Annotated in this window: 22 protein-coding genes; 8 read left to right on the top strand and 14 right to left on the bottom strand. The window is 64.8% G+C overall.

Annotated features, from left to right (window positions below):
* Together ACZY0B_RS21310 and ACZY0B_RS21305 are read right to left on the bottom strand one after the other, a co-directional pair.
* Positions 1 to 3,764: BTAD domain-containing putative transcriptional regulator (locus ACZY0B_RS21310; protein WP_463766213.1), on the bottom strand; the 3,764-nt coding region annotated here is incomplete at its 3' end.
* A gap of 112 nt (positions 3,765 to 3,876) precedes the next feature.
* Positions 3,877 to 4,578, bottom strand: a complete 702-nt coding sequence (locus ACZY0B_RS21305) for a glycoside hydrolase (protein ID WP_463766205.1) — start codon at positions 4,576 to 4,578, stop codon at positions 3,877 to 3,879.
* Between the two features lie 152 nt (positions 4,579 to 4,730).
* On the opposite strand from ACZY0B_RS21305, the gene ACZY0B_RS21300 reads away from it, so the two are divergent.
* Entirely contained in the window at positions 4,731 to 5,654 is a 924-nt protein-coding gene (locus tag ACZY0B_RS21300; RefSeq protein WP_463766212.1) for a class I SAM-dependent methyltransferase, read from the top strand.
* A gap of 129 nt (positions 5,655 to 5,783) precedes the next feature.
* Here ACZY0B_RS21300 and ACZY0B_RS21295 read toward each other — a convergent pair whose 3' ends face one another.
* The gene (locus ACZY0B_RS21295; RefSeq protein WP_463766204.1) at positions 5,784 to 6,554 is read right to left on the bottom strand and encodes a class I SAM-dependent methyltransferase; all 771 of its coding nucleotides are present in this window, start codon (positions 6,552 to 6,554) and stop codon (positions 5,784 to 5,786) included.
* Positions 6,555 to 6,706: 152 nt separating this feature from the next.
* Between ACZY0B_RS21295 and ACZY0B_RS21290 the strand changes: the two genes are divergently transcribed.
* Positions 6,707 to 7,015, top strand: a complete 309-nt coding sequence (locus ACZY0B_RS21290) for a hypothetical protein (RefSeq protein ID WP_463766203.1) — start codon at positions 6,707 to 6,709, stop codon at positions 7,013 to 7,015.
* A gap of 9 nt (positions 7,016 to 7,024) precedes the next feature.
* Positions 7,025 to 7,660 (top strand): class I SAM-dependent methyltransferase, encoded by a 636-nt coding sequence (locus ACZY0B_RS21285; protein ID WP_463766201.1) that lies wholly within the window; start codon positions 7,025 to 7,027, stop codon positions 7,658 to 7,660.
* 16 nt (positions 7,661 to 7,676) lie between these two features.
* On the opposite strand, the gene ACZY0B_RS21280 is transcribed toward ACZY0B_RS21285, so the two are convergent.
* Both ACZY0B_RS21280 and ACZY0B_RS21275 read right to left on the bottom strand, forming a co-directional pair.
* Positions 7,677 to 8,348, bottom strand: coding sequence for a histidine phosphatase family protein (locus tag ACZY0B_RS21280; protein ID WP_463766211.1), 672 nt, complete (start codon positions 8,346 to 8,348; stop codon positions 7,677 to 7,679).
* Positions 8,349 to 8,533: 185 nt separating this feature from the next.
* The gene (locus tag ACZY0B_RS21275) at positions 8,534 to 9,172 is read right to left on the bottom strand and encodes a chitin-binding protein (RefSeq protein WP_463766200.1); all 639 of its coding nucleotides are present in this window, start codon (positions 9,170 to 9,172) and stop codon (positions 8,534 to 8,536) included.
* A 316-nt stretch (positions 9,173 to 9,488) separates the two neighbouring features.
* Between ACZY0B_RS21275 and ACZY0B_RS21270 the strand changes: the two genes are divergently transcribed.
* Both ACZY0B_RS21270 and ACZY0B_RS21265 read left to right on the top strand, forming a co-directional pair.
* Entirely contained in the window at positions 9,489 to 10,334 is an 846-nt protein-coding gene (locus ACZY0B_RS21270) for an acyl-CoA thioesterase domain-containing protein (RefSeq protein ID WP_463766199.1), read from the top strand.
* Positions 10,331 to 11,893, top strand: coding sequence for a class I adenylate-forming enzyme family protein (locus tag ACZY0B_RS21265; protein ID WP_463766198.1), 1,563 nt, complete (start codon positions 10,331 to 10,333; stop codon positions 11,891 to 11,893). Before ACZY0B_RS21270 ends, ACZY0B_RS21265 begins: the two co-directional genes overlap by 4 nt.
* 203 nt (positions 11,894 to 12,096) lie before the next feature.
* Here the strand turns inward: ACZY0B_RS21265 and ACZY0B_RS21260 are convergent, their stop codons facing one another.
* Positions 12,097 to 12,717, bottom strand: a complete 621-nt coding sequence (locus tag ACZY0B_RS21260) for a TIGR03085 family metal-binding protein (RefSeq protein WP_463766197.1) — start codon at positions 12,715 to 12,717, stop codon at positions 12,097 to 12,099.
* Between the two features lie 99 nt (positions 12,718 to 12,816).
* On the opposite strand from ACZY0B_RS21260, the gene htpG reads away from it, so the two are divergent.
* Both htpG and ACZY0B_RS21250 read left to right on the top strand, forming a co-directional pair.
* Positions 12,817 to 14,742, top strand: a complete 1,926-nt coding sequence (gene htpG / locus ACZY0B_RS21255; protein ID WP_463766196.1) for a molecular chaperone HtpG — start codon at positions 12,817 to 12,819, stop codon at positions 14,740 to 14,742.
* Between the two features lie 72 nt (positions 14,743 to 14,814).
* Entirely contained in the window at positions 14,815 to 15,063 is a 249-nt protein-coding gene (locus ACZY0B_RS21250) for a hypothetical protein (RefSeq protein WP_463766195.1), read from the top strand.
* On the opposite strand, the gene ACZY0B_RS21245 is transcribed toward ACZY0B_RS21250, so the two are convergent.
* The 7 genes from ACZY0B_RS21245 to ACZY0B_RS21215 all read right to left on the bottom strand — a co-directional run bounded on the left by ACZY0B_RS21245 (position 15,060) and on the right by ACZY0B_RS21215 (position 22,285).
* Positions 15,060 to 16,832, bottom strand: a complete 1,773-nt coding sequence (locus ACZY0B_RS21245) for a DUF3556 domain-containing protein (protein WP_463766194.1) — start codon at positions 16,830 to 16,832, stop codon at positions 15,060 to 15,062. The genes ACZY0B_RS21250 and ACZY0B_RS21245 overlap by 4 nt on opposite strands.
* Positions 16,833 to 17,037: 205 nt before the next feature.
* A complete protein-coding gene (locus ACZY0B_RS21240; protein WP_463766193.1) occupies positions 17,038 to 17,553 on the bottom strand; it encodes a hypothetical protein in 516 nt (171 codons plus the stop codon).
* Between the two features lie 11 nt (positions 17,554 to 17,564).
* Entirely contained in the window at positions 17,565 to 17,651 is an 87-nt protein-coding gene (locus ACZY0B_RS21235; protein ID WP_463766210.1) for an excalibur calcium-binding domain-containing protein, read from the bottom strand.
* Positions 17,652 to 17,726: 75 nt separating this feature from the next.
* A complete protein-coding gene (locus ACZY0B_RS21230; RefSeq protein WP_463766191.1) occupies positions 17,727 to 18,233 on the bottom strand; it encodes a DUF2505 domain-containing protein in 507 nt (168 codons plus the stop codon).
* Between the two features lie 91 nt (positions 18,234 to 18,324).
* Positions 18,325 to 19,920 (bottom strand): NRAMP family divalent metal transporter, encoded by a 1,596-nt coding sequence (locus ACZY0B_RS21225; protein ID WP_463766209.1) that lies wholly within the window; start codon positions 19,918 to 19,920, stop codon positions 18,325 to 18,327.
* 68 nt (positions 19,921 to 19,988) lie between these two features.
* Positions 19,989 to 21,326, bottom strand: a complete 1,338-nt coding sequence (locus tag ACZY0B_RS21220) for a magnesium transporter MgtE N-terminal domain-containing protein (protein ID WP_463766190.1) — start codon at positions 21,324 to 21,326, stop codon at positions 19,989 to 19,991.
* Between the two features lie 200 nt (positions 21,327 to 21,526).
* On the bottom strand, positions 21,527 to 22,285 hold the full coding sequence (locus ACZY0B_RS21215) for a sensor domain-containing protein (protein ID WP_463766189.1): 759 nt from the start codon (positions 22,283 to 22,285) through the stop codon (positions 21,527 to 21,529).
* Positions 22,286 to 22,450: 165 nt separating this feature from the next.
* Here ACZY0B_RS21215 and ACZY0B_RS21210 point away from each other — a divergent pair, with 165 nt between their 5' ends.
* Positions 22,451 to 22,810 carry a bleomycin resistance protein gene (locus ACZY0B_RS21210; RefSeq protein ID WP_463766208.1) on the top strand — a complete coding sequence of 120 codons (360 nt, stop codon included), beginning with the start codon at positions 22,451 to 22,453 and terminating at the stop codon, positions 22,808 to 22,810.
* On the opposite strand, the gene ACZY0B_RS21205 is transcribed toward ACZY0B_RS21210, so the two are convergent.
* A complete protein-coding gene (locus tag ACZY0B_RS21205; protein ID WP_463766188.1) occupies positions 22,781 to 23,692 on the bottom strand; it encodes a DMT family transporter in 912 nt (303 codons plus the stop codon). The genes ACZY0B_RS21210 and ACZY0B_RS21205 overlap by 30 nt on opposite strands.
* Between the last annotated feature and the right edge of the window lie 130 nt (positions 23,693 to 23,822).

Genomic DNA, 23,822 nt, shown 5'->3' with positions numbered 1-23,822 from the left:
TCGAGCATGGAACGCGCCTTATCGGCAAGTGCCGCAGCACCTTTCCGCTCATACAGGCTGGCCGCGCGTTCGGCAGCGGCTCGCGCCCCGGCGGCGTCACCGGCCGCGCCCAACACCCTTGCTAACGAGAGACACGCGTCGCCGTGATCGACCAACCCGTCGGTGCGCTCGGCCAAGCTGATGGCAGCCTGCGCAACACGCCGAGCCTCATCGTGATCGCCGCTGCGCGAGAGCAACTGCGCCCGAAGTGTGCGCCAGGCGATCGAAGCCTTCAGTGCGTGGCCCGCGAGTCGCTCACTCTCCGTGCATAATTCGTCGGCCTCGGTATCTCGATTGAGCGCCAGACATGCCCGACCGAGTAGCGCAGCGGTCTCGGCAGTATCGGCGTCCAGACCCATCCGACGAAAACCGTTGCAGGCCTGACGCAGATGCGGCTCTGCCGCGGCCGGGTCGCCCAAAACGAGCTCAACGATGCCGGCGAACTGCTCGACCTCCAGAAGGGCATGGCGCAGACCGAGTTCGGTCACCGTCCGTCGGGCCGAGTCGATCATCCGGCGGGCTGCCACGTCGCGGCCGCGGAAGGCCTCCAACACGGCCTGGCACCGCGTCGACGTCGCCTCGACCGCCGGCGAGTCGGTAGTGATCCGCAGCAGTCGCACCACGTCAAGGCACCGCCCGCCCGCTCGCGGAACCGGATTCGGGCCCCACAGCGCCGCAAGCGGCGCCCCGGCCAACACCGCGTTGACCCGCCGGTGATCACGCGCACGCCGAGCCGCCGTCAGAGCGTCGTCCAAGGCGATTTCGCAGTCGCCGACTCGCCCGAGCCGGGCGAGGCATGTCGCACGGACGGTATGCGCCTTGGCTTCCCCTGCGGCGTCGTCTATTTCGGCCAGTTTGTGTGCGGCAGCGCCTAACGCGGCCTCCACGTCGTCCAATCGCTCGGGATGGACCAATACCGAGAGCTGGCCGTCGAAGCATGTCGCCCATGCCGACAATCGGGCGGAATCGACTGTCGCCTGTTGCAATTGGGAGACCGCACCGGCTGCCGAAGTCACGTCGCCCGCGGCGAGCAGAGCCTCGCAACGCGCGAGGAGTAGGTCGGCGATCTGGTCGTCACGGTCAGGCAGCTCGTCGTCGATCTCGTCCAGCGCGTGGAGGGCATGGTCGTAAAGATCGGCGGCGCCTTCGTAGGCGAGTCGGGTCATCGCCTGGTCTGCCGCACGTCGGCAATACTCGACGGCCTTGGCCGCGTTTCCCGCCCACGCACATTCGAAATAATGGTGGGCAAGCTCAGCGAGCAGCTCGTCGTCGGCGCCGGGCTCGTCCTCCAGCGTGGTGGCGATGAGCTGGTGCAACCGCATGCGCCGCATCGACGGCAGTTCGGCAAGCAATGACTGTCGGACGATCGCATGGTTGAACCGATATCGACCACCGGGCTCTTCGATGACGATGCCGGCCTTGGACGCCTCGTCAAACGCGTCGACCAGGTCGTCCCCGACAACGCGCTCAACCAGGTCCAGCGCAAACCTACTGCCGACGACCGCCGCGGCGGCGAGGGCTTTGTTGGTCTCGACCGGAAGTCGAGAAAGTCTGCGGCTCACGGCTTCTCGGACACCCTGGGGGAGCGTGCTCGGGTCCCAGACGCCGCCGCTCTCGTCGACATGGCGCAGAGCCTCGATCAGAAAGAACGGGTTGCCGCCCGTGACGGAGGCCAATGCGTGGCCGAGCTCTTCGTCGTCGTAGCCGGCCTTGGCGACGTACGCGCTGACGTCGTCCTCATCGAGGCCGCTGAGACTGATGCGATTGGCGGTGCCGTCGCGGTGCAGGTCGGCCAGCATCGCAGCCAGGGGATGGGAGCGGTCGAGATCAGTGCTGCGGTAGGTGCCGACGATCTGCACGCGCGCACGGTCACCGAAGCGCAGCAGATGTCGCAACAGGAGCAGCGTGGGCTTGGCCGCCCAGTGCAGGTCGTCGAGTACCAGGACAACCGGCGCTTCCGTGGAGGCCATTTCCAAGAGCGCGACGACGGCGTCGAAAAGCGCGTAGCGCTCGGTGTCCGGGTCGGCGCGCGTCGGCGCGGCCAGATCGGGCACCTCGTCGACGAGCCCTGGGACAAGCGGAAGCAAGGCTTCGACGCCGCGCAGTCCGCGCAACCGACGGGTGCCGACGCATGGCACCAGCGAACGCAGGGCTTCCGCGAAGGGCTGATACGGCGCACCAAGGTCCTCGTCGCAACGGCCGTACAGCACGACCGCGCCTTGGTCATAGGCCTGCCGGGACCACTCGCCGGCCAGGCGCGTCTTGCCGACACCCGGTTCGCCGGCGATCAGGGCGGCGCACGCACCACCGCCAAGCGAGGTCTGCCAGGCAGACAGAAGCCGCTCGAGCTCGCTCCCACGACCGACGAACGGCCCGGTACCGACCAGAACCGCGGGCAGGCCCGGACGCTCCATCGGCGGCGCATCGCTTCTCGGCGGTTGGGCACTCTCCGTAGCGGTTTCCATTCGAAGCTCGAAGACATGCTCCGGGCGGGCGAGGTTGCGCAGTTCGCGCAAACCCAGGTCGGCGAGGACAACGTCGTCTGGCAGTGAATCGATGACGAGCTCGGCCGTCGCGCCAGAGCACAAAATTTGACCACCCACAGCCAGCGATCTCAGACGGGCAGCCCGGTTGACCGCCCGACCGAAGTAGTCGCCATCGCGGAGCTCGACTTCACCGGTGTGCAGTGCGATCCGGATACGCATCGGGTCCCGAAGGCCCCACGGCTCGTGGGTGATTGCGTCTTGTAGCTCCATAGCGGCCGCGGCGGCTGCCGACGGTCGCTCGAAGACCGAGAACGTGGCATCGCCCTCGCCGCGTGTCTTGATCAGACGTCCTCCCCGCGACGTGACCACCTGTTCCGCGAGTTCGTCGTGTCGGGCCAGCGCCACCGCCATGGCGTCGGCGTCTGCCTCCCATGCGGCCGTCGAGCCCTCAATGTCGGTGAGTAGGAAGGTCACTGCGCGCATCACCGACGGAAGTTGTTGTTCCACAACAACTTCTAATGAACCATCTTGTGCGACGATGGCGGTCTCAAGCCGCCGAAGCTCCGGCCCGGGGTCGATTCCCAACTCGTCGGCCAGCAGCGTTCGCGCCCGTTGATAAGCGCCAAGGGCGTCGCCCTGTCGGCCGACGCGATACAGGGCCAGCATCAGCTGGCCCCACCGCCGTTCGCGCAGCGGCGCCTCGGCCACTGCCGCCTCCAGCTCGCCGATGATCTCCGCGGCGCGGCCCGTCGCGAGCAGTGCGTCGGCTCGATCCTCCACGAGCGCGGCGTGGCCCTCGATCCACCGCGTCTTTTCCGATGTTCCGCGCCTACCGTCGGGCAGCTCGGGGGTACCGCGCCAAAGTGCTAACGCTTCGTGGAAGCGGGTCACCGCTTGGCCCATGTCGCCGGTCGCTGCGGCATCGCGTCCGAGGCGGGCTGCTGATTTGTAGCGCGAGGCATCAACCTCGCTCTCGGCGATGGCCCAACCCGTCCCCTGCGTCAGAACAAAGCCGTCGCCCAGGGCGCGGCGCAGCGCGGAGATGTGGGTTTGCAGGGCTTTGGCGGCGGTGCGTGGCGGATCCTCACCCCACAGCAATTCGACGAGCGTGTCGGCCGAGACGACCGAGCCGTGGTGCAGCCCGAGCATCGTGAGCACGGCGCGAGGTTTGGCACCCGGGATCGCGACGGGTGCGCCGCCTTGTCGGACCTGCAGAGGTCCCAAAACCCCCAGTTCCACGGCTTGAAGCGTAGTCACGTTATCGATCGTGCGGGTGGGTATTCAACACGGGGTCAAGATCGAGTAAAGGCCATCGGGCGGCAAACTCAAGAATGTCCTAGTCCGGACGTCTCTACTGCGGCGGCGCAGGGGTCATGGATGCGATGTAGTAGATCTCGGTGCCCTTGGGATATCCGCCGCCACCAGTGGCGATATGAACGTGGTCGTAATGGTTGGCGGTTTCTGACCCGAGGTCGGCTGTCCAGGCTCCCGAGTTTGGACCCGGGTAAATCTTCTGCCGCCAGATCACGTGGTTGATGCCCCAGCGCTTCGCATTCGCCAGCGCATATCCGGCGATCTGATTGCCGAGTTCGATGCCCTGTGGGCTGTCATGATTCGGGATCATGACGTCGATCGCCAACCCGTTCGGATGCCACGGCAACGGATCTTGGCGGTACCCGTAGATGGTCGTGATCTGAGGAAACAGCACGCCGATGACGCGGGCTGCCCAGATGGTCTTGACCTGCAACCGGTCCTCCGACGCGACGCCGTGTGGTAACGGGAATTGGAAGTTCTGCGCTCCGGTCGGTGCGCTCGACGCCAGCGCCGCCAACGCTTCGGCCTCCGCAGGACTGGCGACGTGCGGGCCGTTGGCCGGTGCGGATCCCGGATCTTTCGGAGGCGGTACGGCGGTCACCGTCGGGGTTGCGGTTGGGGGCTCGACGCAGCACGCGGACTTCGTGCCTTGGGCGTAAATCATGCCGGCAGAGACGACGAGCGAGGCCGCAATCGCCAACCACCGGCTCCGGCCGATGGCTAATACGTTCCTGCTCACCAACAGCACTTTAGTGTCGCGTGCGACGCGTGTGGCGATCTTTGTCGTTTCTTGTTGGTCCGCTACCAGCGGGCCGTGCCGATGTAATCCAAAGTATGGTGGCTGAGATCGCATTTCTGCCCTGGTGGGCCGGTTTCAGGATTGAGGTAACGGTGTCATCGGATGGCGCGGCGCGTACCGAAGGGGACAGCTGGGACCTTGCCTCCAGTGTGGGAGCGACGGCAACAATGGTTGCGGCATCCCGGGCGCTGGCGTCACGCGACCCTGATCCGCTGCTCGATGATCGATTCGCCGAGCCGTTGGTCCGGGCGGTGGGACACCCGTTCTTCACTCGCATGCTCGACGGTGATATTCCTCTGGACGACGAGGATGTGCCCCTGACGGAACGGCAGCGCTGCGAGCAGATGACCGTGCGCACAAGGTTTTTCGACAACTTCTTGGTCACCGCGACATCGAGCGGGATCCGTCAGGTCGTCATCCTGGCCGCCGGGCTCGACGCGCGGGCCTACCGCTTGGCATGGCCGGCGGGCACGGTCGTCTTCGAGGTCGACCAGCCCGAGGTGATCGTGTTCAAGGGAACCACGTTGGCCCAGATCGGCGCCGAACCGACCGCGGAACGTCGAGCAGTCGGCGTCGACCTGCGTGACGATTGGCCTACCGCCTTGCGCGACAACTTCTTTGACAGCACCGCTCCGACGGCGTGGATCGCTGAAGGCCTGCTACCGTACCTGCCGCCGGAAGCCCAGGACCGGCTGCTCGACAACATCACCGCGCTCAGCGCTCCCGGCAGCCGGCTGGCCACTGAAAACATCACTGACATGCGGGTGTTCACCGACGAACGCGCTCGGGCCTTCCGCAGCGGATGGCGCAAGCATGGACTGGATTTCGACGTCGCCGATCTGGTGTGGGTCGGCGAGCGGCGCCAGGCCAGCGAGCACCTGTCGGGTACTGGCTGGAGGGTCACGCAGTACCCCACCGAAGATCTGTACGCCGAAAACGGGTTCGTGCTGCCGGATCATGAATTGCTAGCTGAGTTTCGGCGCACCATCAGCTATCTGAGCGCAGAACTGGGCTGACGCGCTTTAGGCCAACCGCTTCGGGCTGCCAAGACCCTCGAGGAGATCGGCGGCCTTGGCAACGCTCGCGTCGGGCTTGCTCATCCGAGTGGCGAATTCGCGGGCTCGGATGCACGCGGTGCAACACAACTAGTGCTCGGTGCCGCGGGGAATGCGGTCGGCGCGCCAGCACCACGCGCGCATCGGGATATCGATCGTGTCGGCACCGGGAAATCGTGCCTCCAGCGCGGCGCGCGCTGCGGAGAACGTCTGGGCGCGGTCATCCGGCGAGGCGATGATGGCCCGGCTGTAGGTCCCCAGCATCGCGACGGCGTCATCGACCGTCATCGTCTTCACGAAGCGGAAGACTTCGCGATCGGTGTTGTGGAAGATCTGCGGTTCGGGAAGGTCGAAGTGCAGGCGCTGCCGGAATCGCTCGGCCGATTGGACCTCTTCGAGGTTCTGGCCGGGCAGCCGGCCGAGTTCGCGCACCCAGTCCACGTCGCGGTCTCGGCTCGTCCAGATCAGGCCGAAGCGACCACCGTCTCGCAGCACCCGGCCGATTTCGGGAACGGCCCGTTCGTGATCCATCCAGTGCCACGCCGACGAGACGAACACCCCGTCGGCGGCGGCGTCTGGAAGGGGGATCGATTCGCCGCGCCCCTCGAGCGCACGGACGCCCGGCGATCGCTCGGTCAGCACCTTGCGCATTCGTGCGTCGGGCTCCACCGCGATGACTTGTGCTGCTTTATCCATCAGGGTGCGGCTGAACAGTCCGGTTCCGGCCCCTACGTCGACGGCCACCTCGCAATCGGGCGGCACCAGCCAGCTCACCGCCTCCTGCGGAGCCTGTGGCCGAAGTCCGTCATAGTCTTCGGCAATCGATCCGAAGGACATCGCGCGCTCTTGACGATCCGTCACACCGCCACGCTAATCCGCTTACCTGTGCCGGAACTTTGTGATTTCGATGCGCTGCAGGGATAGCCGACGAATCTCGGAACGCGGAAGGTGCAGCTGGAGCACAATGATGTGCGCTGGCTATCTGCTGGCCATCTTCGGGGAGGAGAACCCACATGACCGAGACACTCACAACGCTGACCCGCTCACGGCTGCTACGGCGTTGCGCGGTAGGGGTGTTCGCTCTTGTGTTGACGGGATTGCCGACGGCCTCGCTCGCCGCGCCGGCGGTCAGTCGGGCCGACCCGTATTGCGCCCCGGGCTGGGCCTGGAGCGTCGACTTGAACCAATGCGTGTTCGTGCTTCCGGCGGCAAATGGTCCCGGTGGGCCGGGCGGTCCCGGGGGGCCGGGTGGACCCGGCGGGCCGGGGGGACCGGGCGGGCCCGGAGGCCCCGGTGGACCCGGCGGACCGGGCCCTCGCTAGACATGTCATATGACCGCGCCACGACGTCGGGGGCTCAATAGTGCCGTCACCCGAGTCTGGAGCTTCTTAGCTCCGGCCTACGACCAGCCGTTTCTGCAGCAGTGGATTTACCGCCCGCCGCACGACGAGGTGATAGCGCGGCTGCGTGAGCACCAATCGCGCCGGATCGCTGACATCGCCTGTGGTACAGGCATTCTCAGCGACCGCATCGAGCGGGAACTACACCCCGAGGCGATCTACGGGGTAGACATGTCGGATGGGATGCTGGCCCAGGCGCGCGCCAGATCCGACCGGGTGCAGTGGTTGCGCGGCCCCGCCGAGCAGCTGCCCTTTGACGACGGCGCCCTCGACGCGGTGGTGACGACCTCGGCGTTTCACTTCTTCGACCAGCCGGCAGCGCTGCGGGAGTTCCATCGCGTACTGGCGCCCGGCGGCCTGGCGGCCGTCTCGGCGCTGAGCAGCCGACAAACACTTCTGCAGGCGCCGTCGACGAACAGGTGGAAACCGCAGCACAACGCGTCGCCGGACGAGGTGCGGTCAATTTTCGAGGGCGCCGGGTTCACCGTTACCGATCAGCACCGGATCCCGCGTCCCTTCTGGATCGGGTTCATATCCGACGTGATAACCGTCGGCATCAAGAGCTGAGGGACTGGTCAGGAAATCAGCACGGCGGGGGATCGGCATCCCATTCGGTCAATGTCCATCCGTCGGAAGGATTTCCGGTGAGCACTACGTGGCCAACGTTCGGCAACGACTTGGTTTTCAGCAACGACAGGTCGGGATTGTGCACGTTCATCAGCACCCAGAACATGATCGCCGCGCTGTGTGAGAACGCGACCGGGTTCTGCTGGCCGCTGTCGTAAATGCGTTGTACGGCTTCAGCGAACCGCGCGTTGAACTCGTTGCCGTCCACGGAGCCGGGGATTCGTGCGTTGCGGTCACCCTGCAGCCACTTGGCCGGGGCGGCGAAGTAGGTCCGCGGGATGTCGGCCTCGGGTGCGCCTTCGTACTGGCCGGCCTCGATCTCCCGCAGCCCGGGCAGCACGGTGATGGGTTCGCCCAGCACCTGTGACGTCGGTGTTGCCGTCTCCTGGGTGCGGATCATGGTCGAGGCGTAGACGCCGTCGTAATGGTTCGGGGCCAGTTGCGGGGCCACGAGCGTCGCTTGGCACCACCCCCTCGATGAGAGGTCCGGACCCGGGGCCGAGGTGTCGATGACGCCGGACGCATTGGCCGCCGATTGCGCATGGCGCACCAGCGTCAACGTGATAGTGCGATGAGTGTCCGCCCGTGCCGGCGCGCAGCCCGCGGCCAGCATCGCGACGACAACCATGGCAACGAAACGTCGCAGGGTCACCGCGATTTCACCCGCGCGCTGGCGCCGACAGTCATCCGCAGTTTCACGCGAAAAGTGTAGAGCGCTCCCGACAACCGCACCGCATTAGGCCCGCCAGAGTTGACACGACGCCCGCCTCGCCGAGCGGCGAAACGGGCGTCGTGGTGGGTCGTGTCAGCTATTTACAGGGGGATCCAGACTCCGAAGAAGTCGAAGCCCCACTGGTTGAAACCGGGATTCCACACGGGTGTTTCCTCGTAGCCCCAGTAGTTGATTGGGCCGTTATTCCAGTAACCCCCTGGCGGTGGGAGCGGTCGGTCCCACGCTGGCCGAGGTGGCTCACCGTAGCCCCAAGGAGCGGGTCCTTCTCCCCACGGGGCTCGGTTGAAGTAGCCACGCTGAGCATCGCCGTGCCACGGACCGCCGGGTCCGCCTGGGCCACCCGGACCACCGGGACCACCGGGCCCGCCCGGACCGTTGTAGCCGGGTCCACCTGGGTGTCCAGGTCCGCCCGGGCCACCAGGTCCACCGGGGCCGTCGGGGCCGCCGGGACCACCCGGGCCGTGTTCGCCGGGACCACCGGGGCCACCGGGCCCGCCGGGTCCGCCCGGACCGGGGCCGCCTGGGCCGCCAGGTCCACCCGGATCATTTGGCCCGGTCGGAGCGTGGATACCTCCCGACGCTGGCGCGCCGTGCCCGCCGGCCGGAGCCGGGGGCGGTGATCCTGGAGCGGCATTTGCCAAACCTGCGCCCATGCCCAGCGCTGCCGCGCTAAAGGCGCCGGCCAGCGTGGCCGCCGCAATCATTTGCTTGAGATTCATATTTCCCCCCACTTGTTCATTAGTGGATTTATCGACTGCTGACCCCCAACTCGCTCGACGTTAAATAGCCTACCTATGATTCAGCTATGACATACCCCTGCGGATGCTTTGGGTGACCCCTTCGCGCGGTCCGACTCCGCATGATGTGCCTGGCCAACTGCCACGTTGGGAAGCGCAATAGTACTGTGCGCGTGGACTTTTGATACGAACGACAACCACGGATCGCGTGGCCGGGAAGTAGAACTGTAACATCTACTGTTGCTTACCTCAGAGGAGGAGATTCTATGAAAGCCCTGTTCGCGTGGAAAGTCATGTGGTGACCGAGCCCAATATCCTGCCCGACGGCGTCGATTTAGCGACACCGGGGCCGTACTTTACCCGCGACCAAAACCGTTATGTGCCAACGGCAGTCGCGCGCGGCGGGTGGGGCCCGACAATGAGCGGACACGTGGTCGGTGGCATCCTGGCCGCCGCACTCGAAGGCGCGGTCGAGGACCCCGAATTACAACCTGCGCGGCTGACGGTTGACCTGCCCGCACCTGCTGCGCTGGAGCCGTTCGAGGTGCACATCGAGGTACAACACCAACGCCGGCGATTGCGGCTGGTCGAGGCGCGTCTCATCCAGCATGGCGAAGCAGTCGCTCGGGCGAGCGCGCTGTTTTTGCGGCGCGGCTCGCAGCCGGACGGCAAAGTGTGGTCACAACCATTGCAAATGCCGCGGCTGCCCGTCGACGAAGATGGCGACAAGCCGACGCTGTTCCTGCGAACCTACGGCTGGGGGGGCGAGCTTCAGAATCCCGATCCCGATTGGGACATGCCCGGACCGAAATACACGTGGCTACACGAAACGCGTCCCTTGATCGACGACGAGCCTCTCACTCCGTTCACCCGCGCGGCGTTGTGTGCTGACGTCACCGCCGCGATCGCCAACTGGGGTACGAAGGCGTTGCAGTTCATCAACGTCGACTACACGCTGACCCTGAGTCGGCTGCCCGAAGGGCCGCATATCGGGCTGGCGGCACTTACCCACTACAGCGATGACGGGGTGGCCAACGGCTCAGCCGTCGTCGTCGACCATCTGGGTCCAGTCGGCAGCGCCGTGTCTGTGTCCATAGCGCACTCCGGATTTCGACCACCCTCGGACTTGCCGCCGGCCGGATGACGACCGGAAAGGACGTCACTTACTGGACGCTGGTCGCCGACGCCGCACAGCGCCAACCGGATCGGGTGCTGTTCGCCGACGACTACGGCCGCAGCCTGAGCGCACGTCAGCTGCACGATGCCGCATGCGCGACGGCTGCCGCGTTCGCTGAACGTGGGATTGGCGCGGGGACCGTCGTGTCCTGGCAGCTGCCGACCACGCTCGAGACCGTGGTGGTCATGGCGGCGCTGACCCGACTCGGCGCGGTGCAGAACCCGATCATCCCGATACTGCGCCAGCGAGAGGTCGGTTTCATCATCGGTCAGCTATCGACCGAATTTGTTGTGGTGCCTGAACTTTGGCGTGGATTCGATCACGGTGCGCTTGCTCGCGCGTTGGCCTCGGATCAGGGCTTCGAGGTCATCACCGTCGACCTGGCGACACCTCCGCGGTGCGATGAGCTTCGGCTGCCGCGCGGCGATGCTGACGTTCTCACGGCGCCGGCGACTCCCGCGGGTGATACCCAGTGGATCTACTACTCGTCGGGAACCACCTCGGCGCCCAAGGGGATTCGCCACAACGACACCACGGTGATCGCGGGTTCGCGCGGGATGGTGGACGCGATGGGCATCACTGCCGGCGACGTGGATCCGATTGCCTTTCCGATCTCCCATATCGGCGGTGCCGCGATGGTGGCTGCCGCGTTGATGACCGGCATGCGCCTGGCGCTGTTCGAGGTATTCGACCCGGCTGCGACGCCGCAGGCCATCGCAGCGCACAATCCGACGTTCCTGGGCACGGCTACCCCGTTTTTCGTGGCCTTCTTGGAAGCCCAACGGGCCCAGGGTGATCGGCCGCTTTTCGGTGCGCTGCGCGGTTGTATAGCCGGGGGTGCACCCATCACCGCCGAGCTGGGACGACAGGTTCGCCAAACCTTCGGAATGCCGGGTATCGCCAACGCATGGGGGATGACCGAATTTCCCGTGGCCACCTCACCAAAGCTTGACGCCGCGCCCGAGGTGCTCGACTACACCGTCGGCGCGCCGGTACCGGGCGTGAGCGTCCGCGTGGTCGACAGCCAAGAAGTCGAATTGCCAGTCGGCCAGGAAGCAGAGTTGCGGCTCAAGGGACCGCAATGCTTCCTGGGCTACGCGGACGCCACGCTCGACGCCGACGCGTTCGACGACGAAGGCTGGCTGCGCACTGGCGATCTCGGGCTGATCGACGCCGACGGCAATGTGCGGGTCACCGGCCGAATCAAGGATGCGATCATCCGCAACGCGGAGAACATCTCGGCCCTCGAGATCGAAAATGTGCTCGCCACCCATCCCGCCGTCGCTGATGTCGCGGTCATCGGAGTGCCGGACCGCAGCGCAGGGGAGCGGGTATGCGCCGTCGTGGTGCCCGTATCAGCCGAAGGTGTTTCGCTGGAATCCCTGGTGCAGCACTGTCATTCGCTGGGACTGGGTCGCTACAAACATCCTGAGCGCGTCGTCATCGTCGACACCTTGCCGCGCAACCAATTCGGCAAAGTCATCAAGAAGGATCTGCGCGAGGCATTCGGTCGACACCATCTGTGAAGTCGATTGAAATCTGTTGTCCTTTGCCGCGATCTACCGGATCCTCGATCACACCGGACACATCGGTACCAAATAGGGCGGGCTATAACTGTTTTAAAAAGCGATACCGCATGCGCTATCGCTTTTGCACACGATGTGGCTCCAAGCTTCGCGATACTGATGTGGCGCGTGTGACTGGCGGACGGATGTCGTCCAAAGTGCACCTACAACCCCTTGGGCGCGTCGCGCACTGCCGTCACTGCTGCGGCGTCGCCGTCGAACTCGACGTTGGCCTGTCGCCCGACGCAGAAGAGCAACAGCTCCTCGGGCGCGCCGGTCACGGTGACCGATACACCGCTGCCCTTGATTAGCACCGTCTTGCCCTCCGGGGTGCGCAACGCGACCCGGCCGGGGACCTTCCCGAGCGTCATCCGGGCCATCAACGGAAGCGTGCGGCGCAGGCTCTTGGCCAGCGCTGGCTCCAGGACACGCGGCGTCCAGTTCTGCTGCGCACGGCGCACGTCCTCGTGGTGGATGAACATCTCGCCGATATTGGCCACCGGGTCGAGCAGTTTCATCGGCGAGTAGGCCGGCGGGCCGGACGCGACTTTGTTCAGCAGCGCATCCCAATCGGTCTGCTCGGCCACGTCGTTTTGCACCTTGGCGGTGTGGCCGGCGAAGAACGGGATGAGGATGCCGGGTGCGGCGTCGGCGCGGTACTCGCGGATCACCAGGTGGGCGGCCAAATCTCGCGTAGTCCAGCCGTCGCACAGGGTGGGCGCATCCGGCCCGACGCTGCGCATGGTGTCGACGAGGGCGGCACGTTCGCGTTGAGCAACAGACACCTGAATTCCCTTCACCGGCGGCGCTGACCTCTTCAGCGTAGAGCCCGGCCCGAACCCTCGCGGCACCAAGGAGTCAGCACCTCGGTAGATTCGGATTCCATGAATGCGGGTGTTGAGCAGTTGGAGTTTCAGGCCGAGGCACGACAACTTCTGGATTTGATGGTCCACTCGGTCTACTCCAACAAGGATTCGTTTCTGCGGGAGCTGATCTCGAACGCCTCGGACGCGCTGGACAAGCTTCGGCTGGAAGCGTTCCGCAATAAGGACCTCAACGTCGACACGTCGGACCTGCACGTCGAGATCGAGGTGGACAAAGGCGCGCGCACACTAACGATCCGCGACAACGGTATCGGCATGACGCGCGACGAGGTCATCGGTCTGATCGGCACCCTGGCCAAGTCAGGCACCGCCGAGCTGCGCCAGCAGCTGCGGGAAGCCAAGAACGAGGCGGCTTCGGAGGAACTGATCGGTCAGTTCGGTATCGGCTTCTACTCGTCTTTCATGGTGGCCGACAAGGTCGAGCTGCTGACGCACAAGGCCGGCGAGAGCGAAGCCACCCGGTGGGAATCCAGCGGCGAGGGCACTTACACCATCGAATCCGTCGACGATGCCCCGCAGGGAACCGCGGTCACCCTGCACCTCAAACCCGAAGACACCGAAGACGAGCTGCACGATTACACCTCGGAGTGGAAGATCAAGAGCCTCGTCAAGCAGTACTCCGACTTCATTGCGTGGCCCATCCGGATGGAGGTCGAGCGGCGCACCCCACCGGCAGACGAAGGTGGCGAAGAGGTCGTCACCATCGAGACCGAGACCCTGAACTCGATGAAGGCGCTGTGGGCCAGGCCCAAAGACGAAGTGTCCGACGAGGAGTACAAGGAGTTCTACAAGCACATCGCGCACGCGTGGGACGACCCGCTCGAGGTCATCGCGATGAAGGCCGAGGGCACCTTCGAGTACCAGGCGCTGCTCTTCATCCCGTCGCACGCTCCGTTCGACCTGTTCAATCGGGACGCCAAGATCGGGGTCCAGCTGTACGTCAAACGGGTGTTCATCATGGGCGATTGCGACCAGCTCATGCCGGAGTATCTGCGGTTCGTCAAGGGTGTGGTCGACGCACAAGACCTGTCGCTCAACGTTTCTCGCGAAATCCTGCAGCAGGATCGGCAGATCAACGCGATTCGTCGCCGTCTGACCAAGAAGGTTTTGTCCACGATCAAGGATCTGCAGTCCGAGCGTCCCGGGGACTACCGCACCTTCTGGAACCAGTTCGGCAGGGTTCTCAAAGAGGGCTTGCTTTCCGACGTCGACAACCAGGACGCGCTACTACAGGTCTCCTCGTTCGCGTCGACACAGAGCGAGGAGGACGCCACCACCCTCGCCGAATATGTCGCGCGCATGAAGGAGGGGCAGGAGCAGATCTTCTACGCCACCGGCGAGACGCGGCAGCAAATCCTGAAGTCGCCGCACCTCGAGGCCTTCAAGGCCAAGGGCTATGAGGTCCTGATCCTCACCGACCCCGTCGACGAGGTCTGGGTGGGCACCGTGGCCGAGTTCGACGGCAAACCGCTGCAGTCGGTGGCCAAGGGTGAGGTGGACCTCGGCTCCGGCGAGGACGAGAGCGACGCCGAACGCGAGGAGCGGGAGAAAGAATTCGCCGACCTGCTGACCTGGTTACAGGAGACCTTGACCGACCACGTCAAGGAAGTCCGGCTGTCCACTCGCTTGACAGAATCGCCGGCCTGCCTGATCACCGACGCGTTCGGGATAAGTCCGGCCCTCGCCCGCATGTACCAGGCATCCGGGCAAAGCATCCCCATCGGGAAGCGGATTCTGGAACTCAATCCGGACCATCCGCTCATCACCGGGCTGCGCAAAGCCCAGCAAGAGCGCGCCGACGATCCCACGGTCGCCGAGACCGCGGAATTGTTGTACGGAACTGCGCTGCTGGCTGAAGGCGGCGCTCTCGAGGACCCGGCCAGATTCGCTGAATTGCTAGCGAACCAATTGGCTCGCACGTTGTAAGCAGGCCAAACGCGCCCCGTCGGTCGAAATTGCGTGCGATTGAAAGTTGACCGAAGGGGATAATCACATCGCATGGCCACGTTTCGAGCTATCGACCCACATGGCGAGATAGTCGCAGCGAAGAATTTCGACAGCGCAGAGGCTGCACACGCATGGTTTCTGGACACCATCGCCGATAGCTCTGAGCTGGGCTGGCGCATGGAAGTCGACGACGGCGGCTCATGGGCGCATTTCGACGACACCGGCGGTTTTACCGCCCCGGCGAGCCGTCGTCCGTGCGAACGTCCCGACTTTCGGATGCGCGCGCCCAGGTGCAGCTAGTCGGCGGTGGATAGCCGTTTCGCGGCATCGTCGCCGTGCGTCAGGTGGACGGGGAACTCGTCGCCGGGTTCGGGCCAGGGCTGACGCGCCAGCATGTCCTCGACGGTGACATAGCCTTCCTCGATCACGCCCCTCTTGGCATCCGCGATGCGATACCACTGCCGTTGGGTCTGAATGGGTTGGCCTTCCAGGACGACCACCCGGACATCGCCCTCTTCGAAGTGACAGCGCCGCTGCAAGGCCTCCAAGAGTTGCTCGTTGTGCAGGTGGCCCTCGCCGAAGTTCCAGCCGACCAGGGGGCCGGCGACGATTTCGCCCTCGCGCATCCGGTAGTCGGCTTCGTTGTCGACGGCGCGGGGCAGCAGGCCGTTGAGCGCACGGCCATGAGTGTGCATCGACCGAAACGCGCCGGCCTTGTCGATCGTGATCTCGGCAGTCGCCGCATCGTAGAGCTTCGTCAGCTGCTTGGCGGTGAGCGCAGAGCTTTTCACGACGTTGGCTTCGATCTTCTCTTCGGCGCCCGCACGGAAGCACCAGACGCTGGTCGCCCAGTTACCGGCGTAGTAGCGCATCGCGGGTAGAAACGAAAACTGCTGAGGGAAAAGATTTCCCAGGATCGGCACGACGGCCAGCGCGACGATGAGGATGGCCAGCAAGAGCGGGGACTGAAGGTCCGTCGCATGAATCGCGCTGTAGTGCCCGAACAAATAGAACAGCGAGAAGATCAAGAACACGTTCCACTCCAACGGAACTCCCATCGGGAGGTTGGAGATGATGTTGAGGTGGAAGATCACCATGAAGGCGATCAGGAACCACGCCCAGCGGTGACCGTCCGCGAAAAAGACCAGGACCAAGGGCACCAGGAATTCGGCCGTGGTGCCACCGACATGTGCCATGACTTTCGGCACCCAGGAGGGACGTAGGTCATTGACCGGGTCACGGTAGAGCCGGTGTTTCACCCAGTTGAACATGTTGCTCCGCAAAAGCGGGTGATTGCTCGTCATCACCGCCACGACGTACGGAAAATGATGGTTCAGCTTGGAGGTCGCCGCCCCCCACCACAGCGCGAGCATGATGATTTTGAAGCCGGCGATCTCATCGGTAAAAGCGAAGAAGAACACGAACAGGGTTAGCCAGTAGTGTTCGCCGCGCGCCGCAAGGAACACCGTCTTGTCGCGCAGACCCAACAGCGCCAGCGCGATGATCGCGGGCACCAGCAACATCGGATCGAGCAGACCGACATCGCCCGCCGGGGTGACCGGGCCGCCGCGGCCGGCCGACAGCAACGCCCAGATGCCGGAGGCCAGCACGATCACGTAGAGGGCCACGTCGACGATCGTGCGAGTATCCCCGCGCGTGAAGGGAACCACACGCGGCCACGGTGGCAAGCGAATCGTGTTGGGCCGCAACCAAAACAGGAATCCCCCGATGGGCGGCCAGAACCTTGCGGTGAGTGGACCGGATCCGCAGCCCAGGCCGAGGACCTCGAACAGCAGGGTGAAGACGACGACCTTCTGGTACACGATCGGTTGTGTCCACCATGCCTCAATGCGATCCAGCCCCCCCAGACCGGGGGTTAACGCGATGACCGCCGCGGCCCCACCGGCATATGCGGCCATCTTGAGCACGTACAGCAGATAGATCGCAGACGGGGTGCCGAAGCCGTGCTCCACCCAATGCCGAGTCACCACTTGCATCCTCGTGGACCGGGGCAGCGTGGGCCAGGTGTCGTGATCGACGTCTGGAAGGTCCGGCGTGATGAATCCCATGATGGCCTCGTTCCGCGTTGAACCCAGTAGGCGAATATCCAATCTAGCGTCACGACGCGATTTAGCCAGCAGGCGCAGAGCCGACTGCTGGCGATCCTCATTCGGGAAAATTCTCGGCCCGCCAGTCGCCGAACGCGGAGTAGCTTCGTCGGTGGTATCGGTGTTCTGCGGAGAGGCGGGTACGCAAGACGGTGAATCGACGGCTCTAATTGCCGGGCCCGACCACGAAACAGCGACCGCTGTTCGTGGCGAGCAGGACCTCCTGAACCGAGGACTTGTCGATCGTCGGGAATTCGAAGCGGTGTGTTTGTTGACCCGCCTCGATCGCGGCGTCTTGGGACTCGTTGGTGCCGTCCTTCTTACGCACTATCGCCGTAACCTTGTCGGGCTTCGATAGGTTTTGCGGCTCGTGGAAATACCAGATTTCGATCCCTGCGCCGGCCGAATTGGCTTGCCAGCCATCGGAGTAGAAGCACGCCGGGTTGCCCTCAGCGTCGGGCGGGGGCGGCGGACAGATCGACAGTCCGACGCAGCCGGGCGTGCTGCTTGTCGCGGCGGGAGCAGCGGTGGTGCTGGAGGACGGAGTGGAAGAAACGGTCGTGCTGCTGGTCGATGGTTTCGCCGAGCCTGAACTGGATGCGTTTGGCCGCGAAGCCTGTTGCGACCCGCATGCCGCAACTGCGAGGCAGCCCACCGCGATGGTGGCGATCAATCGGAACATGAAAAGCCCTCTCAGTGGCACACTTCGCAGGCAATGCCATCGTTGTCACGGTCAAGAGGGGCGAAGCATCGGGGTAAGCCTTCCCGTTGGCGAAGCAGCCTTCGTTGCTAACGAATACAGAGCTAACACTTACGCCCGCTCGGATGGCAAGAGGCAGGCGAGCGTCAGGGCTGTCAGGCGTTTTCGGCGATCCAGGTGGTGGTGAAGCGCTGCACCGCGGGAATGCTTTCGGCCAAGCCGGCTCCGAGGGTCTTCTCGAGTCTGCCGCCCACCAACGGGATTTTGACCTCCACTTTGACGGTGAATCTCAGCTGCGTGCCGTTAGCGGTGGGTTCCAGCCACGCTTCGGAACGGCCCGATCCCACGCCGGGGGAAGTCGTGACGTTGACCTGGCCGCGCACCCGACCGTCTGCGGCCGGTTTCCACGTCTCGTTATGCACGAGTTTCAGATTGCCGGGAGCGAATTTGGCGACTGGGCCGGGTAGTAGTTGGCGACCCAGGTGCTGAGTCACGCGCACTGTCACCGCGCCGTCGGCGTCAACGACCAGCGAATCCAGAGTGGTAGCGGCGGCGTCGCCCAGGGCGATTCGGGCCAGCCAGTAGTCCTCGCGGCTGAACGCCGCGTGGATTTGTTCAACGCTGGCGGGCGATTCGGTCAGGACGTCGAATGAGCGCGGCATAGCACACCATTCTTACCAAACTCACGCAGTCGCGTTCGGGCTTACCCCGAATCGCCTGGACGCCAGCGGAAGTGACGCCGCGCAACTGGGGTCAGCGGCCGATCTGGACGGCCTTGACGACCAGCAGGAGCGCGCCGGCGACCAAGTAGCCGCGCAGGGCGATCATGCCGAGCCGCGTTCCGGGTGACCAGGTGACCGGTTCCAGCAGAGCCAGAGGTGGCATCCGCCAGGTGTTGCGGTCGACCGGGCGTGCCGGGGGTTTTGCCGGCGCCGGCGCGGGCTGCCGGCGCGCCATCCAGCGCAGCACGGGTACTGCGGCGACGCCCAGGACGACCAGGGCCAGCGCCTGGTAGGCGGCTACCGCTACGACGTTGATGTCGGGGAACAACGTGGTGGCCATCAGGATCCCGGAGAGCAACAGCAAGGTCCCGACGATCAGCCCGGCGACCCAATTGAGCCAAGATCGATTGACCCAGGGCCCCAACACTTCCCGGTCGTTGCACAGCAGTAGTAGGAACACGCTGGCGCTGGGTAACAGCAGACCGGCCAAGGCCTGCACCGCTGTGGTGATCAAGCCCAGCGGAGCGCCGGGAATCAGGACGATGACGGCGGCCAGGGCCACCATCGCGGCGTACGACACATAGAACTGTTTGGCGTCGGCGAAACCGCGGTGCAATGAGTGCTTCAAACCGAACACATCGCCGAAGGCGTAACTCGTCGCCAGCGTCACCGCGGCTGCACCGATGATCGACGCGTCCAGCAGCACGATGGCGAACAGCGAGCCGAGCGCCTCGCTGTGTTGGCCGAGCAGGTGTGCGATGGCGCCCGCATCGGTGAAGCCACCAACGGTGTTGGTGGAGCGCGCCGCCCAGTCACCGGTCATCAGCAGCGCCGCGGCACCGACCACCACGACGAAGGCGCCCAAGACAGTGTCGGCGCGTTCATACGCCATGAAGCGCGGCGTGATGCGTTTGTCCACGACATTGGACTGCTGAAAGAACAGCTGCCAGGGTGCCACCGTAGTGCCGACGATGGCGATAATGAGCAGCACCGCGTCAGAGCTCACACCGCCCGAAATGCTAGGCACCACAAACGACTTCGCCGCATGCCCCCACTGCGGGTGTGACATCAGCAGCATCGGGATCTGCGCCAGGGTGATGGCGATGAAGACGAACATGGCGCGCTCCCAGCGCCGGAAGCTGCCGCTCGCCATGATCGCCACCAGCGCGACGGCAGAGACCGGCACCACAAGGTATTTCGAGACGCCGATGTAGTCGGCGGCCAGGCTGATACCGATGAACTCGGTGACGATCGTCAAGAAGTTCAGCAAGAACAGATCGCCGACGGAAAACCAGCCCCACCCACGGCCGAAGCGTTCGTTGATCAACCGCGCGTGTCCTACCCCGGTGACCGCCCCGAGCCGCACCACCATCTCCTGGTTGACGATAAGCACCGGGATCAGAAGGAGCAGCACCCACAGCAGCGAGTAGCCGTAGTTCTGGCCGGCCTGGGCATAGGTGGCCACCCCACCTGCGTCGTTATCGCCCACCATGACGATGATCCCGGGCCCCACGATGGCGAGCAGGGTCAGTAGCCGGGTCTTCAGTGTTCGCGGGTGATCAATGTCGCTGAGTTTGATCCGACCGAACGCGCCCTCGATATCACCCAGGTGCGCGGAGTCGAGCACCGCGGTGCGCTGCGGCGGCTCCTGTTCAACCGACGCCTCGGCGCGACCGGCGTGGTCCTCTTCGGTGCTCACCGTGTTCCACTTCCCGGCACACGCGGATTGCGCTCACCGGCGGTTGGGTTGATTTCGCGGACCGGGCGCGGGGCGGGTTCGCGGCGGCGCCAGTCCTCGGGGATGGTGGCTTCCAGCACATCGTCGACGGTTACCACCCCGAGCACGCGATCATCGTCGTCCACGACGGGGATCGAGTAGAGATTGAAATCCGCCATCAACAGTGCGATATCGGTCAGGTCGGCATCCGCGCTGACTCGCACCGGATCGAAATCCATTAGCGCCGCAACGCTTTCACTGGGCTCGGAGTGCAACAGGGTGATTATCGACACCACACCGACGAGCCGTTTGTCCCCATCGAGAACATGCACCTTGATCAGCGCCTCGGGCTGTATGGTGCGGGCGGCGACGATCAGTGCCAGCGCCTCGGCTGCGGTCGCGGTGTCGGCGCAGGAGACGAAGTCGACGTTCATCAGCCCGCCGGCGCTTTCCGGGTTGAACCCCATCAGCGTGATCACTTTCGTGCGCTGCGGGCCGGGCATCAGGTCCAGCACGCGTCGGCGTCTCGCCTGGCGGAGGTCTGCGATCGCGTCGGCGGCATCGTCGGCCCGCATCCGGCCCAGCAGCGCGGCGACCTCTGCGTCGGGCATTCCGTTGAGGAGTCGGCTGGCCTTCTCCGGGTCGAGTTCTTCAAACACGTCGGCTTCCAACTCGGGGTCGCTGCGGACCCGATCGAGGATCTCGCCGCCCTCTGCCTTGTCGGCCTCCTCGAGAAGATCGGCGATTTCGGCGGGTTTGAACCCGCGGAACCGGCCGGACAAACGGCGCACGGCATCCGTGTGGGCGTGACCGATCAGTGGTTCGAATGCCTTCCAATCACGGGCCGCGTGTCCGCCGGAACGCTTGATCAACCCAAACAACTTGGCTGGGCGACGAGTATCCAGCCGAGCAGGCACCCATCCGGCGCCGGTGTCTTCCAGTTCGACGTCGTAGGCGCGTACCAATTCCACCGCGGCCACGTCGATTAGCCGGTGGCCCAGCACGTCGGTGCGCAGCAACACCTCACCTTCACGGCGCTCGAAGCCGCGAAGGTCAATCTTGTTCTTGGTCAAGATAATTCGGTCCTCGGCAAACTCGTGTATCGACGGGCTGCCGATAAATACCTGACGGCCGCCGACCTCGGCCACGATTCCGGTCACCAGCGGATACTCGTCGGCGCCGCGTAGCCGGACGATGACGTCGTCAACTCGGCCTACCGTCTCGCCGGAGCGGGCCACCGCCGGAGCGCGCAGCAGTGCAGAGAGATGGATTACCGGCCCGCCGTCATGCTCGGCGGCCGTCTCTGATGTGCTCACGTATCCTCCTCGACGCCGTGTAATGGGTGCCCGCGAGCGGACACTCATGTAGTGCGAGGCTATTTGTGAGTTCAGCGTAAAGCCAGGCTTCGGTGAGCTAGAACCCATAAGGTAAACGACAGATGGCTATCGGGGATACGAAAGGTTTGGCTGTTCGCGATCTAAATCTCTTGTGTGAGTGACTAAATCGAGGGTGCTGCTTACTGTTTGTCGACCTTGCCGGCAATCTGGTTGGCGGCGTTGACTCCCGCGTCCCCGGGATCCTTGCGGCACGCCTCGGTATCAATCACGACGTTGCTGCGTACAGTCAGCGCCCGTTGACAGGTCTGAGACATGGTGTCGCCGCCCTTGCCCAGTGTCACGCTCACGATCGTGCTCACCACGCCGTTGGCGTTGGAAACCGGACCGACCTTCCACTGAATATCCGGGCCGCCGTCACCGCCGGGAACGGATTCTTGGCGGTTGGCGCAGGTCGGCCAGCTCCGGGCCGATGTGTCGAAGAAGGCGCTCGCCTGCTGGGCGGACGGAAACAACACCACAAACTGGGTTATGTCAGGGTTTGGATCATTTGACCCCGAGGGAATGGGCGCCAGGTCGCGCTCGCCGTGTACCGCGGTGTTGCCGCTGCCGGCATAGACGGGTGTCAAGGCCTCACCGGTGATGTACAGGCACTCGGCGGGGAACTTGTATCCCTTGGGGAAGAGGTCGGTGCTGTGGTCCTCTTGCAGGGTGTCGAACGATTTGTCGGTCTTCGAACCCGTAACCCCGAGCACGCTGTCGACCTCGGCCGGAGTGAGCAGCAGATTCGGCAGCGCGGCCTGTGCGATGGGGGGTTTCGACGAAATCGTGGTTGTCGTCGTCGTCGATGACGAGGCGGTTCCGCCCCCGTGACCACCGCCGCAGGCGGCGACCGCTATTCCTGCGGCGACGACGGTGACGACGGCTGGTAGCTGACGCATGGTTGAGTGCCCTTCCGGCTGGAGCTGACTCGACAAGCGTTCCGCGGACCCGCGCGTCTGCTGTGCAGAGGTGTTTGCTGGTGGAGCATACGACAGCAGCACAGGTCGCGGGGGGTTTGCGGAGAACGGGTTAGGGCCGAGCTGAAAGACTGTGGTGTGGCCGAAATCGATTTCACCGCCGTAGCACCGATCGTCCCCGTTCGAAATCTGGACATCGCCCTGGATCGTTATCGCCGACTCGGGTTCGACGCCCGGGGCTACGACGGTCCGGCGCGTTACGGCTTCGTAGACCGCGGCTCGGTGTCGATGCATCTCAGCGAGTGGGCCGAACACGATCCGCTGCGTACGGCGGCCAGCGTGTACCTGTACGTCAGCGACGCCGACGCCCTCTACGCGGAATGGGCGGCGCTGAAAAACCTCGACGGCCGACTCGTGGAGCCGGTCGATACCGATTACGGCTTAAGGGAATTCGCCTACATTGACCCGGACGGCACCCTACACCGTATCGGTTCGCGGGGAATCTGATCGCGCGTCGACGGCCGAATCGGCGGCGGGGGCGTCGGCGGCCTGGCTGCGCGCCAGCGCCACCACCGCCGCGACCATCACCGCGACCGACATACCGAGCGCAACCATGCCGACATGGTTGGTGCTCAACGTCTCGCCCAGCACGGTGACGCCGAGCACCGAGCCGACGAGCGGCTCGGCGATTGTCACCGCGGGTAGCGACGCGGTCAGCGGGCCGGCCCGAAACGCAGACTGTTCCCGGGCCGTCGCGGCGATCCCCAGCACCGCCCACACGTACAACTCGGGCGTCCGCAGCAGTTGCGGGATGCCGTGGCCGAGTTGGTCGACCACGCCCTTGGTCAAAACCGAGAAAAGGCCCCACAGCGAGCCCGACATGAGCCCCAGCAACAGCGCGCTGCGCCAACCGGAGGAGAAGTGAGCGCCGATCACACACAGGATCAGGGCCGGTCCCAGGATCAAAGCCACGATCGTCCATGTCTTGAATGACCCGCGGGGTATCCCGGCCTGCGGGTTGCCCACGGTAACCACCACCGTGACGGCAGCGGCGAGTAGGACGGCCCAAATAGCTTGCCAGCGCGTTATTTTGCGGTGAGTCGCGATGCCGCTGATGAGCAACGCGAACAGTAGCGAGGTCACCGACAGCGCCTGCACCAGGACCACGGAACCCAGACCGAGCGCCGCAGCCTGCAGCCCGAACCCGGCGGCGGCCACGAGACTGCCTAGCCACCAACGGCGATCGCGCAGCAGCCGACCGAACAGTTCCGGGGTGCTGACCGGTTTGTCGGTGACCTGCCGAGCGGATTGCTGTTCTAAAACATCTCCGATGCCGATCATCAGGGCGGCCGCTACCGCGAGCAGTGCCGCGATGCCCGTCTTGGTCACGAAGCCTCCCTTGTGATCAACCGAGGACGTTCTGCGCCTATTGGTGTGCCGCCAAGACCTCGCAACTGGTGTCGGTAAGCCAAATTAGTCGGTAATCAAGGACTTTGCGGCCCTAAGTCGGTCCGGGCTC

Source organism: Mycobacterium sp. IDUB_19, assembly GCF_055419445.1.
This window is presented reverse-complemented; position numbering and strand designations above follow the sequence as displayed.

Coding starts and splice junctions, on each gene's coding strand:
- ACZY0B_RS21290 (WP_463766203.1), top strand. CDS start 6,707: ATGACCGAGACACTCACAACGCTGACCCGCTCACGGCTGCTACGGCGT.
- ACZY0B_RS21285 (WP_463766201.1), top strand. CDS start 7,025: ATGACCGCGCCACGACGTCGGGGGCTCAATAGTGCCGTCACCCGAGTC.
- ACZY0B_RS21280 (WP_463766211.1), bottom strand. CDS start 8,348: ATGGTTGTCGTCGCGATGCTGGCCGCGGGCTGCGCGCCGGCACGGGCG.
- ACZY0B_RS21275 (WP_463766200.1), bottom strand. CDS start 9,172: ATGAATCTCAAGCAAATGATTGCGGCGGCCACGCTGGCCGGCGCCTTT.
- ACZY0B_RS21265 (WP_463766198.1), top strand. CDS start 10,331: ATGACGACCGGAAAGGACGTCACTTACTGGACGCTGGTCGCCGACGCC.
- htpG (WP_463766196.1), top strand. CDS start 12,817: ATGAATGCGGGTGTTGAGCAGTTGGAGTTTCAGGCCGAGGCACGACAA.
- ACZY0B_RS21250 (WP_463766195.1), top strand. CDS start 14,815: ATGGCCACGTTTCGAGCTATCGACCCACATGGCGAGATAGTCGCAGCG.
- ACZY0B_RS21245 (WP_463766194.1), bottom strand. CDS start 16,832: ATGGGATTCATCACGCCGGACCTTCCAGACGTCGATCACGACACCTGG.
- ACZY0B_RS21240 (WP_463766193.1), bottom strand. CDS start 17,553: ATGTTCCGATTGATCGCCACCATCGCGGTGGGCTGCCTCGCAGTTGCG.
- ACZY0B_RS21230 (WP_463766191.1), bottom strand. CDS start 18,233: ATGCCGCGCTCATTCGACGTCCTGACCGAATCGCCCGCCAGCGTTGAA.
- ACZY0B_RS21215 (WP_463766189.1), bottom strand. CDS start 22,285: ATGCGTCAGCTACCAGCCGTCGTCACCGTCGTCGCCGCAGGAATAGCG.